This is a genomic window from Streptomyces sp. SKN60 (assembly GCF_026236535.1).
In the GTDB taxonomy this organism is placed as follows: Bacteria; Actinomycetota; Actinomycetes; order Streptomycetales; family Streptomycetaceae; genus Streptomyces.
The window spans coordinates 488,209-500,388 of the sequence record NZ_JAHTMW010000002.1 but is presented as its reverse complement, the minus strand read 5'-3'; the positions used below and the strand labels follow the sequence as shown (position 1 = coordinate 500,388).

Sequence of the window (12,180 nt, the reverse complement as noted above, 5' to 3'; positions counted from 1 at the left end):
GCCCCCTCAGCCCTGGTACGGGAGGTCGGCCCGGGCGGTGCGCAGTGCGCGGCCCCACCAGGTGAGCTGGCCCAGCATGCCCTTGGCGGCGCCCTCGGCGACGGTGCGGTCGAGCGGCTGCCCGTCCGCGCCCAGGCCGGACCAGGGGCCGTGCAGGCTGACCGAGTCGCGCACGGTGGTGGCGTGCAGCTCGGCGAAGACCAGCCGGAGCTGCTCGACCGCGCGCAGGCCGCCGCCGAGGCCGCCGTACGAGACGAAGCCGACCGGCTTGGCGTACCACTCGGTGCGGTGCCAGTCGATGAGGTTCTTCAGGACGGCCGGGAAGCTGTGGTTGTACTCGGGGGTCACGACCACGAAGGCGTCGGCGGCGGCGAGCCGCGGCGAGACCCCGGCGAGCGCGGCGACGGCGCGCGGGTCGAGCTCCCCGCCCCAGCCGGGCATGACCAGCGGCAGATCGACCTCGGCGAGGTCGATCACATCGAGCTCCAGGCCCCCGTGCGCGGCGGCGACGCCGGTGAACCAGTCGGTGACGGCGGGGCCCTGGCGCCCCTCGCGGACGCTGCCGACGAGGACGGCGACCCGCAGCGGAGCCGTCGCGCCGGTGTTCTCGGTGGTGTGCGCGCCGGTGTTCTCGGTGGTGGTCGTGGACATGGCTGTTCCCCCTCCATGAGCGGCCGGGACGCCCGCTGCGTTCCGGCACACCAGGAAGGTACAACGAGCGTTGTAAAAAGTGCAACGCTCGTTGTACTCGTCCGGGGTTCCGCGGGTAAGGTGCCGTCATGAGCAGCAGCAACGACGCCTGGATGGAGCGCGCCAAGCGCGAGGTCCCGCCCCGCAAGCTGGAGAAACAGCTCGCCATCGTCCGCGCGGCCTGCGGGGTCTTCGGCCGCGAGGGCTACGCGCGGGCCTCGGTCGACGCCATCGCCGCCGCCGCGGACGTGTCGACGCGCACGCTCTACAACCACTTCCCGGGCGGCAAGGCCCTGCTGTTCCGCACCGTCGTCACCTGGACGGCCAACGAGGTGCGGGACGCCCAGCTCGCCCGCCTCCACGCGCTCCTCGATCCCGCGCGCCCGCCCCACCCCGACGACCTCGAACGGGACCTGGTCGCCCTCGCCCGCGCGTTCACCGACCTCATCGGCGAGTACCAGGACCACTTCGCCCTCGTCCGGCACATCCACGCCGATGCCGGACACATGCCCGAGGAGGTCATGACCGCCTGGCGGGAGGCCGGCCCGGTCCCCGTCGCCCACGCCTTCACCGCCGCCCTCGCCGCCCTGGAGGACGCCGGGCTGCTCGACCTGCACGGCGACGCCGCGCTCGCCGCCGTCCACTTCCCGGCGCTCACCTCGGCCGCCGTCCTCCAGCGCTCCATCTACGGCCTGCTGCCGCTCCCGGAGGACGAGACCGACCGCCTTCTGCGCGGCGGCGTCGGCGCCTTCCTGCGTGCCTACCGCCGTACGGAGGGTGCGTAGACCCGCGCCTCCGCCCGAGGGACGGCCGGGGCGAGCGCGAAGCCGTGGTTCGCGGCCACCGACCGCAGGTGCTCGGCGGACAGCGAACCCGGCCGCTCCAGGATCAGCGCGGGCAGCCCCGCCCGGCCGTACCCCGCCGCGCGGTGGAAGGCCACGACGGTCACCGGCACCGGCGCGTGATGCGGGAAGCGCTCCCGCGCCGATGTGTCACCGGCATGCGTCAGGATCCGTACGTGGGGCGGGAGTTCCCGCGAGCGGTCGGCGGAGGCGGTGCACAGCAGGCCCGTACCGGCGCGGTCGAGCGCGGCGGCGAGGAAGGCGTTCGACGGGCAGTGCCGGCCCGGCGCGACGACCCGGGCGGTGCGCACCCCGTCCCGTACGGCGGTCAGCCGCTCCGGCACCGCGTCCGCGGCCGGGCCCCGGAAGCCGAACGGCCCCAGCTCGTACAGCTCGTCCATCAGCGACCGCACCTGCCGGCGCGGCAGTTCGGCGGGCAGCCGGGTCCAGTCGAAGAGCCCGGGCAGCGCGTCGGGCACGGTGGTGACGCTGCCGGCCCGCCCGTCCGGGCGGCCCGTCAGCCGGTTCACCAGGGCGATGCCCTCCCGGTCGGGGCGGGCGGTCAGCGCGTGGACGGTGCCGAAGCCGTGCAACACCACACGGCCCCGGGCCAGTTCGTCGGCCGCCGCCCGTACGTCCCCGGGTCCTGCGATCGTCCCTCGGGGCGCGTGCTCCGTCGCCGGTTCCGTCATCAGTGCCGTCCGTTCGTCTCCCACCGTCGTACCTCCGCTGCTCCTCGGCGCCCCCGCCTCGCCTGCCTGATCGTTTACGGCGTGCAACGATCCCGGCCCGATCCGGTCACCCGCGGTCACGTTGCGTCACGGGCGGAGGGGTGTGCGCGGCGGGAACGCGGTCGCGCGGAAGACGTCCCGGACCCGGGTGATCGGGCCCGTCGCGCGCGTGAAGTACAGCTTGTTGGTGAGCAGGACGGCCCACCGGCCGCGCGCCGGGCTCACCCACATCCCGGTGCCGGTGAAGCCGTAGTGCGCCCAGATGTCGTCGCGGGCCGTCGTGCCCGGCGCGAGATGCCAGAACAGGCCGCGGGGCGGGGCGAGTTCGCCGGTCCGCACGCGCAGCGACGCCGCCGTCCACTCCGCCCCGAACGGCGGCCGTACGGGATCGAGCACCTGCCGCAGGAAGCGCCCCAGGTCCCCGGCGGTGGCGAAGGTCCCCGCGATCCCGCACGCCCCGCCGAGCAGCCGGGTCGAGAAGTCGTGGACGGTGCCCCGCAGATGGGCGCCGGTCTCCTCGTCGTACTCGGTCGGCGCGGCCCGCGCGACGAGCTCCGGCGGCAGCGGCCCGTACCGGGTCTGCGCCATCCCGAGCGGCTGCCACACCCGGGTCGCGGCCAGTTCGCGCAGCGGCCGGCCGCCGGTCAGGAACTCGGCGAGATAGCCGAGCAGGAGCGCCGCCCGGTCGGTGTACTCCACCGCCTCGCCGGGCCGCCGCCGCAACCGCTCCCGGACGACCCCGTCCCGTACGTCCTGCGGGTCCGAGCCGTACAGCGCGCGGAGGTTGGCGCGCAGCGGCAGCCCGGCGGTGTGGGTGAGCAGCTGCAACGGCGTGACGTCGCCCAGCGGATGGCCCGCCGCCTCCGGCCAGAAGTCGCCCAGGGGTACGTCGAGGGGCAGCTTCCCGCTCTCCACCAGGGTGCCGACGACCGGCCACACGGCGATGATCTTGGTGAGGCTCGCGAGGTCGAACAGCGCGTCGGCGCCCGCCGGTTCGCCGCCGGGTGCGAGCGCCCCGACGCCCCCGCCCGCCACCGCACCGCCGGCGTCCCCGACCGCCCACACGGCCCCCGGGAACACCTGGGCGCGGACCCCGTCCTGAAGGAGCCGTTCGATGCGGGGAACGGCGAGGGTCGTGTTCATGTCCACCAGGGAGGTCTAACCGTGGCGCGGGCGGCGCGACCGCGGAAGCCGCCGGTCCGGGACGACGGAAGTCGCCGGTCCGGGACGGGCGGAACGTGCCGGTCCAGGACGGGCGGAACCTGTCGGTCCGGGAGGAGTGGAACCTTTCGGTCCGGGACGGCGGAAGTCGTCGCTCCGGGACCGGCGGATGGGGTCGAGTGTCGGCGAGCGTGCCTACGATGCCCCCATGGCCTCACGTGACGGCGACCCCGAACCGGCAGACCCGAAGGGCGCCCACCCGCGCGCCCATGAGCACACCCCCGGCGTCCGCGAGCTCGACGCCGCCGCCCGTGTCTTCGGGCTGCTCTCCGATCCCACCCGGCTGCATCTGGTGTGGCTGCTCTCGCGCGCCGAGTCCGACGTCAGCGCGCTCGCCGAGAGCGTCGCCGCCGCCCGCCCCGCCGTCAGCCAGCACCTGGCCAAGCTGCGCCTCGGCGGTCTGGTGGAGTCCCGCAAGGAGGGCCGGCGGGTGGTCTACTCGCTGCCCGACGGGCATATGAAGCGCCTGGTCGTCGAGGCCATCAGCCATGCCGACCACCAGGTGACGGGCGAGCCCTGGCACGACTGAGCGCCACTCGATCTCTCCCGTCGGACGATTCAACGCGTGCGCACATGCGCACGCGTCCGCTACGGTGGAGTCACCCGCGCCCCCGAGGTGGCCCATGCCGTCCGTCCTGCGCAACCGCACCTACCGCCATCTGTTCACCGCCCAGGTCGTCGCCCTCGTCGGCACCGGCCTCGCGACCGTCGCCCTCGGCCTCCTCGCCTACGACCTCGCCGGGGCCGACGCCTCCGCCGTCCTCGGCACCGCCCTGGCGATCAAGATGCTCGCGTACGTGCTGATCGCACCGCTCGCCACCGCCCTCGCCGACCGCGTCTCCCGGCGCGCCCTGCTCGTCTCCATGGACCTGATCCGGGCCTGCGTCGCGCTCGCGCTGCCCTTCGTCACCCAGGTGTGGCAGGTGTACGCGCTGATCCTGCTGCTCCAGGCCGCCTCCGCCGCCTTCACGCCCACCTTCCAGGCGACCGTGCCCGAGGTGCTCCCCGACGAACGCGACTACACCCGCGCCCTGTCCCTCTCGCGGCTCGCCTACGACCTGGAGAGCCTGTTCAGTCCGGTGCTCGCCGCCGCGCTGCTCTCCCTCGTCCGGTACGCGTGGCTGTTCACCGGCACCGCCGTCGGCTTCGCCGCCTCCGCCGCCCTGGTCGTGTCTGTCCTGCTGCCCACGCCCCGGCCCACGCCCCGGCCCACGTCCCGGAAGCCGACCGCGGGAGCGCCCCGCCGGCAGGTGCTGCGCGGCACCCGGCTCCTGCTCGGCATTCCGGCCCTGCGCGCCCTGCTCGCGCTCGACCTGGCGGTGGCCGCCGCCGGCGCGCTGGTCCTGGTGGACACCGTGGTCCTCGTCCGCGGCCCCCTCGGCCGCCCCGCCGGCGACGTCCCGCTCGCCCTCGGCGCGTACGGCGCGGGCTCCATGGCGGTCGCCCTCGTGCTGCCCCGGGTCCTGGACCGGGCGGTCACCGAGCGGGCCCTGATGCCGGCCGCCGGCGGCGTCCTGACCGGCGCCCTCGCGGCCTGCGCGGCCGGCCTCGCCCTGGGGCCGGGGGCCTGGGCGTGGCCCGCGCTGCTCGTGGCCTGGTCGGTCATCGGGGCGGCCGGCTCGGCGGTGCTCACCCCGGGCGGTCGGGTGCTGCGCCGCTCGGTCGCCCCCGGCGACCTGCCCGCCGCCTTCGCCGCCCGCTTCTCCCTCACCCATGCCTGCTGGCTCCTCACCTATCCGCTGACCGGCTGGCTCACCGCCCGCACCGGCCCGGCCGCCGCGACCGGCGCGCTCACCGCCCTCGCCCTCGCCGGGAGCCTGCTGGCCCGCCGCCTGTGGCCGCGCACCGATCCGGTGCCGGCCCCGCAGGCGGGTAATCGGGCAGGTCAGACCGGTCGGGCGGGAGCGGTCGTGTGACGCGTCCGCAGGGTGCCGGCCAGGCAGAGCAGCGCGCCGAGGGCGAGCCAGACACCGAGCACAGTGAGCGCGGAGGCGGCGCCGTGGCCGTCGAAGAAGGCGGTGGCGCGCAGCAGCCGGCCACCCGCGCCGGGCGGAAGGAGTCCGCCGAACTCCCCGCTCCACCCCGGCAGCATCTCCGGCGCGGTCGCCGTGCCCGAGAGCGGATTGCCGATCAGCATCATCGTGACGCCGCCGATCGCGAGCCCGGCCGTCCCGAGCAGCGCTTCGAGCCCGATCACGCTCACCGAGGTGGCCGCCACGGCCAGGGCGACGGCACCCGCGTTCGCCGCGTACGAGCCGCCGAGCGAGCCCAGCCAGAACTGCAGCAGCGCCGCCACGGCCGCGCCGCCGGTCACCGCGAAGGCGAGCGCGCCCACCACCCGGCGCGAGGTGCCCCGTACGAACCGGGTGAGCACCACGGCGGCGAGCAGCCCGCCCATCACCAGCGGCAGCGCCCCGGCCGACAGACCGGCGCCGCGCGGGTCCTCGGCGGGCAGCGGTGCGAGATCGGTGACCGGGCCGGCCGCCGGGGCGCCGCCGGAGGGCCGGGGCGTCGGGGCGAGCGCGGCCCCGAGGCCCTGGAGGCTCTGCGCGACCACCGGGCTCGCGGCCGAGGCCACGAACACCCGCGGGCCGCCCGGTCCCGCGTCCACCGCCCCGTACACCGCCCGGTCCCGGACGAGCCGCTCGGCGGCGGCCGCGTCGGCGACCTCGGTGACGGCGAAGGCGCCGGGCCGGGCGCGGTCCAGGGCGGTGCGGACCTGTGCGACGGCGGCCGGCGGGCCCGCGACGGCGATAGGCACGTCGTGCGGATGCGAGCGCACCGAGGGCCAGGCGAAGGCGGTGAGCAGCACGGCGACCACCGCCGTGAGCAGCCCGACGGTCGCGGCCACCCGCGACCAGGGGGAGGGGGAGGGGAAGGGGGAAGACGCGTTCTGGGCAGCATTCATGACGCCTCCTCGGACGGGTCGTCAGAGTCGTTGGGAAAAAGGCGAGTTCAGCGCAGGTTCAGGAGGGGCCAGGAGGTCAGCGGGTCAGCGGGGTCTCGGAGGCGATGCGGGTCAGCTTCTCCGGGTTGCGGACGAAGTAGATGCCGGCGATGCGGTCGTCCTCGACGCGGAAGGCCATCACGCCGTCGAGTTCGCCGTCGACCAGCACGGCGAGCGCCGGGCTGCCGTTGACCACCGTCGGGACACAGCTGACGTGCACCCCGTGCTTGGCGGTGCCGCCCAGGTAGAAGCGGACGAACGTCTCGGCGCCGACCACCGGGTGCAGCGCGGCCCGCTTCACGCCGCCGCCGTCGCTCACCAGCACGACGTTCGGGGCGAGCACGTCCAGGAAGCTCTGCGGGTCGCGGGATTCGAGCGCGCGGCGGAAGGACTCCAGGACGCCGCGCACCTTCTCCGGCGGGAGCGGGGTGCGCGGGCGGCGGGCGTCGACGTGCCGGCGGGCCCGGTGCGCGATCTGGCGGACCGCCTCCGGCGTCTTGCCGAGGGCCTCGGCGATCTCGGCGTAACCGATGTCGAAGACCTCGCGCAGCACGAACACCGCCCGTTCGGTGGGCGCCAGGGTCTCCAGGACCAGCATCATCGCCATCGACGTGCTCTCGGCGAGCTCGACGTCCTCGGCCACGTCCGGCGTGGTCAGCAGCGGCTCGGGCAGCCACTGCCCGACGTAGGCCTCGCGCCGCCGCTTCACCGCGCGCAGCCGGTTGAGCGCCTGCCGGGTGGTGATCCGGACCAGATACGCCCGGCGGTCCTCCACCCGCGCCAGGTCGACCTCGGCCCAGCGCAGCCAGGTCTCCTGCAGCACGTCCTCGGCGTCGGCGGCCGAGCCGAGCATCTCGTACGCCACGGTGAAGAGCAGGTTGCGGTGGGCGACGAAGGTGTCCGTCGCCGCGTCCGTCTCGCCACCGGCGTCGGTGTTCTGCTCCATGCCGCTCGAATCCCCCGTCGTGTCCGTGTCGTTCCGGTCGTCGCTCATGCCCCGACCCGCTCGCTCTCCCGCAGCGCCCGGAGCGCGTCCCGCCGTACGTTCCCGGCCTTCGGCCAGGAGTGCTTGCCCGGCGTGCGGGCCTCCTCCTTCAGGTGCTTGACGCTGAACTCGCAGGAGAGTTCCTTGAGTTTCGCACCCGCGCGCCCGGGGACGTACAGCCGCCGGGCGGTGTCGTCCTTGCGCCCGAGCTGGAAGACGGCGGCGCGCCGCCCCAGGCTGATGCACATCGCCGGGAACGACAGGTCGATCGGCTCCGGCCGTCGCCCCGCGACCCGGGCGAGCACCGTGTCGGCGGCGTGCGCGCCCAGGCAGCCCGCCGCGTAGGCGCTCATCCGGAACGGCAGGTCCGACGGCGCCGCCGCGTCCCCGGCGGCCACCACCCGCTCGTCGCCCACGCAGGTCAGCGTCTCGTCGGTGCGCAGCCGCCCGGCCGCGTCGGTGCTCAGCCCGCTGCGCGCGGCCAGGTCCGGCACGCCGAAGCCGGCCGTCCACACGGTCACCGCGCTCGGCAGCTCCCGCCCGTCGGCGAGCCGTACCGCCTCGCGTGTCACCTCCGTCACCCGCGACCCGGGGCCGTCGAGGACGGTCACGCCGAGGCCGGTCAGCCGCCTGAGCACCGTACGGCGGGCGGCGGGGTGCAGATACGGGCCGAGGACACCGCCGCAGGCCAGGGTCACCCGCCGTCCCCGCTCGGCGAGTTCGGCGGCGGTCTCGATGCCGCTCGGGCCGCCGCCGATCACCGTCAGGGCGGCGTCCGCGGGCGCGCCCTCGACGACCTCCCTGAGCCGGCGGGCCGCCTCCAGGGACGCCACCGGGTACGCGAACGCGGCCGCCCCCGGCACCGCGGGCTCGCCGGCGCCGCTGCCCACCGCGTACACGAGGTAGTCGTAGCCGAGCGAGCCGCCCGAGCCGAGCAGCACCCGGCGCCGCTCCGCGTCGATCCGCGTCACGTCGTCCACGACGAGCGCGACCCGCTCGGCCAGCACCTCCCGGTACGCGACGACCGCCTCGTGCGTCCCGGCGACCAGCTGGTGCAGGCGCAGCCGGGGCACGAACTCGGTGCGCGGGTTGATCACGGTCACGTTGAGGTCGGGGTTCTGGGTGAGCCGGTTGGCCGCCATCACGCCCGCGTAGCCGCCGCCGACCACGACGACGTCCGTCCGTCCGCTGCCGGTGCCGCTTCCGGTGTCCGTGCCGCTCAGGTGCTCGTTCATCGCGTCTCTCCTCCGTCTTCCCTGGGTGCGGGGTTCGCTCTCAGGGGTTCGGCCTCAAGACACCGCGCCCCCGACGGGCGTGACGAAAGGTGATGCAGGTCACATTCGAGGGCTGATCCGGGACGGCCGCGCTCAGTCGGCGGTGCCGGGCTTCGTCCCCCACACGTACACCCGGTCGTCGACCTTCAGCAGCTTCCACAGCGCCTCCGCGTCCTTCATCGACAGATTGACGCAGCCGGCCGAGCCGCCGCCGTCGAAGAGGTCGCCCGGGTGTCCGTGCAGCGCCTGGCCGCCGTCGAAGAACTGGGCGTACGGCATGGGGGCGTCGTCGTACAGGCTCGACACATGGTCCTTGTCCCGCCAGTAGATGGTGTGCCAGCCCGACCGGGTCTCCATCGTGTCGCGGCCGGTGCGGATCGGGACCGGGCCGAAGCCGACCTTCTTGCCGGTCTGCACCCACAGCAGCTGCCGGTCCATGTCGACGCAGGTGACGCGGTACGCGCGGACCGGGCAGCGGCCCTGCGCGTTGGGGTTCGGCCGGGCCTGGGCGGCGACCATCGTGCGGTACGTGGCGAGGTCGGCGTACCCGTCGGTGCGCGGGGTCTTCTCGCGCTGCTGGAAGGCCCGGATGGCTGCGCAGTCCTCCGCCGACTGCACGCCGTCGACGGGCCGCCCCAGGTACTGCTCAAGGGGCCGCTGGTACGGGCCGGTCGGCGCCGTGCACGCGGCGGCGGCCAGGGGCGTGCCGGCGGCAGCGGCGGGAGCGGTGGGGGCGGCGGCCAGGGCGGCGGGGGCCGCACACAGCAGTGCCGCGCACGCCGTGGCGGCGGTCGCGGCACCGGTTGCCCGAAGGGTGAGCACCTCGGAACCTCCTGAAGGGGTGGGGACGTTCCCAGTCGATCAGTGCCGACCGGCCCCGGCCCGGCCTGCGCGGCCGAACCGGTGAACGTGCCCCGCCCCTTCGGGGTTTGCCCGGATCAGATCGTCACCGCTTCGGGCGGCTCTTGCAGTCCTTCCCATGGCACGGCTCGCCGCGCTCGTTGGGAATGCTCACCTCCACCGGCCTGCCCTGGTCGCCCTTGGTGATCTCGAAGGGCCCGAAGGCGTTGCCGGGCCGCAGCACGTACCCCTCGGGCACGGCCGTCTCCCGCAGGTAGTACGCGCCGAGCGGCAGGTCGCCGAAGGCGCAGACGCCCTTGGCGTCCGTCGCGCAGCCCGCGCCGACCCGGGTGTCGGGCTTGGCGCCGCCGGTCTGCAGCCCGGCCGTGCCGTTCGTCTCGCGCCACAGCTCGAACACGGCACCCGCCAGCGGGCGTCCGGTCTTGGCGTCGGTCTTGAGCAGCTTCAGGGAGCCCTTCGGCTCGGGTGTGCGGGTGTTGCGGGCGGTGATCCGCACGCCGGAGGCCGCGTTGTCCTCGGTGAGCACGAGCGGGCCGAAGACGGCGGGGGCGGGCAGGTCGTAGCCCGTGGGGGCCTTGGTCTCCTGCCAGTAGTACGTTCCGGTCTCCACCGTGCGGGAGCAGAGGCCGTCGGCGCCGGTGACGCACGCGCCCCGGGCGCTGTCGGGGTTCGCGCCGGTGGTCTGGAGCCCGGCGGTGCCGTTGGTCTCCTCCCACAGCTGGAACTCCGCGCCGGCGAGCACGGCGCCGGTCGTGGCGTCCTTCTTCAGGATCTCGACGGAGCCGCTGGTCGGGACGACCGGCGTACGGGAGTTGTCGGCGGTGACGGAGACGCCCTGCTCGGCGTTCTCCTTGTCGAGGACGAGCGGACCGAACACGGCCGGGTCGGGCAGGTCGAAGCCCGCCGGAGCCTTGGTCTCCTGCCAGTAGTACGTGCCGGTCTCCACCGTGCGGGAGCACAGGCCGTCGGCGTTCGTGGTGCAGGGCTCGCCGACCATGGTGTCGGGGTTGATGCCGATGGTCTGGAGGCCCTCCGTCCCGTTGGTCTCCTTCCACAGCCGGAACTCGGCGCCCGGCAGCACCGCGCCGCTCTCCGCGTCCAGCTTGAGCACGTCGACGGCGCCGGTCACGGGCAGCCGGGTGTCGCGGGCCTGGACCGTCACGCCCCGCTCGGCGTTCTGCTCGGTGAGGACGAGCGGCCCGAAGACGGCGGGGTCGGGCAGCGCGTAGCCGTCCGGGGCCTTGGTCTCCTGCCAGTAGTACGTGCCGGTCTCCACCGTGCGGGAGCAGACGCCGTCGGCGTCGGTCGTGCACGGGTCGCCGACGGCGGTGTCGGCGTTCGCGCCGTTGGTCTGGAGCCCGTCCTTGCCGTTGGTCTCCTTCCACAGCCGGAACTCCGCGCCCCGCAGTTCCTCGCGGCTCTCGGCGTCCGTCTTGACCACCTTCACCACGCCCGTCGCGTTCGTCGAGTCGCCGCAGTCCGGCAGCTCGCCGTTGAACGGGTACGCGTGGAACTCCTGCCCGCCGCCGCCCGAGGCGCTGCTGGTGTGGGTCAGCGAACCGGTCGTGAAGAAGCGCCCGTTGACGCCGGGCAGGGTCACCGTCGTGGTCGACTTCTGCTCGCCGACGAGGACGCTGCCCTGGAACTGGCCGGTGCCCGCGAGGTTCACGGTGGCGGCGTCCGGGATGTTCCAGAGCAGCCGCTCGCGGTAGGCGTTGAGCGGGTCCGTCCTGTCGTCGATGCCGCCGCTGTAGGTGCTGATGGTGCGGTTCGCGCCGAGGACGTTGACGAGGATCGTGGCGTTCGCCGGGATGTTCCGGAAGACGATCCCCTGCTGCCCGCCGGTGGCGGTGGTCATGTCGAAGTCGACGTTGAAGATCTGGAGCGCCGAGCTGTTGTCGCCGGTGAACAGCGTCTGGCCGCCCTGGTTCACCGCCGTGCCGGTGGGCGTCCGCGGCTTGCCGTCGACCCGTGCGTAACAGCGGCTCGCGGTGGTCAGCTGGTCGCGCAGCGCCGTGTACGGGTCGGTCGCGTCCGGGTCCCGGTCGAGCGTGGCGACCACGGTGCCGGTCAGCGCGCCCGCGTGCCGTACGACCCCCTTCTCGGCGAGCAGCCGCTGGCCGGCGGCCACGCTCACCTTGCCGCCGGCGGTCAGCCAGTCCGAGCCGTCGGGCGGCGGCACGCGCGAGCCGACGCCCACCTCGCCGATGTTGTACGTGGAGCCGGCCGAGGCGCTCTTCGCCATGTCGAAGTCGTCGAGCACGACCACCCGGCCCTCGGCCTCGGCGGCGGAGCCGCGCACGAGGAAGTCCTCGCCGACGAAGATGTTGATCGCCTTGTCGCGCCCGGCGAAGCCGAGGTTGTTGATGCCCGGGAAGGGGTCGGGGCAGCTGCCGGGAACGCACGGGCCGAGGCCGCCGGGCAGCTTCGCGGCCGCCGCCGGCGCGGCCGCCGGGCCGAGCAGGAGGAGGGCCGGGACCGCCGTGGTGGTGACCACGGCGGTGGTGACGGCGGAGGCGAGCGCGGCGGACCTCGCCCGGCGTCTGCGGCGAGTCCCTTGTGTGGTGCTATGGGTCATTTCGCGAGTTTCGCAGCAGGTCAGGGCCGGGCTCGGGATTGGCGGCGGCGA

General features: G+C 74.7%; 10 protein-coding genes and 2 pseudogenes. 4 read left to right on the top strand and 8 right to left on the bottom strand.

Annotated elements, in window-relative coordinates:
• Nucleotides 1–6: 6 nt before the first annotated feature.
• On the bottom strand, nucleotides 7–651 hold the full coding sequence (locus KV205_RS05380; RefSeq protein ID WP_265862561.1) for an NADPH-dependent FMN reductase: 645 nt from the start codon (nucleotides 649–651) through the stop codon (nucleotides 7–9).
• 128 nt (nucleotides 652–779) lie between these two features.
• Between KV205_RS05380 and KV205_RS36505 the strand changes: the two are divergent.
• Together KV205_RS36505 and KV205_RS36500 are read left to right on the top strand one after the other, a co-directional pair.
• Nucleotides 780–980: pseudogene (locus KV205_RS36505) on the top strand (TetR family transcriptional regulator); the annotation flags it as partial.
• A gap of 42 nt (nucleotides 981–1,022) precedes the next feature.
• A pseudogene (locus KV205_RS36500) lies at nucleotides 1,023–1,400 on the top strand (TetR/AcrR family transcriptional regulator C-terminal domain-containing protein); the annotation flags it as partial.
• Between the two features lie 50 nt (nucleotides 1,401–1,450).
• Here the strand turns inward: KV205_RS36500 and KV205_RS05370 are convergent.
• Nucleotides 1,451–2,224, bottom strand: coding sequence for a hypothetical protein (locus KV205_RS05370; protein WP_265862559.1), 774 nt, complete (start codon nucleotides 2,222–2,224; stop codon nucleotides 1,451–1,453).
• 126 nt (nucleotides 2,225–2,350) lie between these two features.
• Nucleotides 2,351–3,406, bottom strand: a complete 1,056-nt coding sequence (locus tag KV205_RS05365) for a serine hydrolase (protein ID WP_265862558.1) — start codon at nucleotides 3,404–3,406, stop codon at nucleotides 2,351–2,353.
• Between the two features lie 226 nt (nucleotides 3,407–3,632).
• Here KV205_RS05365 and KV205_RS05360 point away from each other — a divergent pair, with 226 nt between their 5' ends.
• Together KV205_RS05360 and KV205_RS05355 are read left to right on the top strand one after the other, a co-directional pair.
• On the top strand, nucleotides 3,633–4,013 hold the full coding sequence (locus KV205_RS05360; protein ID WP_265862556.1) for a metalloregulator ArsR/SmtB family transcription factor: 381 nt from the start codon (nucleotides 3,633–3,635) through the stop codon (nucleotides 4,011–4,013).
• 94 nt (nucleotides 4,014–4,107) lie between these two features.
• Entirely contained in the window at nucleotides 4,108–5,400 is a 1,293-nt protein-coding gene (locus tag KV205_RS05355; RefSeq protein ID WP_265862555.1) for an MFS transporter, read from the top strand.
• Here KV205_RS05355 and KV205_RS05350 read toward each other — a convergent pair.
• From KV205_RS05350 to KV205_RS05330, 5 genes are all read right to left on the bottom strand, one after another.
• Nucleotides 5,370–6,392, bottom strand: a complete 1,023-nt coding sequence (locus tag KV205_RS05350) for an ABC transporter permease (protein ID WP_265862554.1) — start codon at nucleotides 6,390–6,392, stop codon at nucleotides 5,370–5,372. The genes KV205_RS05355 and KV205_RS05350 overlap by 31 nt on opposite strands.
• 76 nt (nucleotides 6,393–6,468) lie before the next feature.
• Nucleotides 6,469–7,377, bottom strand: a complete 909-nt coding sequence (locus KV205_RS05345; protein WP_265862751.1) for an RNA polymerase sigma-70 factor — start codon at nucleotides 7,375–7,377, stop codon at nucleotides 6,469–6,471.
• 44 nt (nucleotides 7,378–7,421) lie between these two features.
• A complete protein-coding gene (locus tag KV205_RS05340) occupies nucleotides 7,422–8,651 on the bottom strand; it encodes an NAD(P)/FAD-dependent oxidoreductase (protein ID WP_265862552.1) in 1,230 nt (409 codons plus the stop codon).
• A gap of 132 nt (nucleotides 8,652–8,783) precedes the next feature.
• Entirely contained in the window at nucleotides 8,784–9,512 is a 729-nt protein-coding gene (locus KV205_RS05335; RefSeq protein WP_374214626.1) for a L,D-transpeptidase, read from the bottom strand.
• A 124-nt stretch (nucleotides 9,513–9,636) separates the two neighbouring features.
• A complete protein-coding gene (locus tag KV205_RS05330; RefSeq protein WP_265862550.1) occupies nucleotides 9,637–12,129 on the bottom strand; it encodes a SpaA isopeptide-forming pilin-related protein in 2,493 nt (830 codons plus the stop codon).
• Between the last annotated feature and the right edge of the window lie 51 nt (nucleotides 12,130–12,180).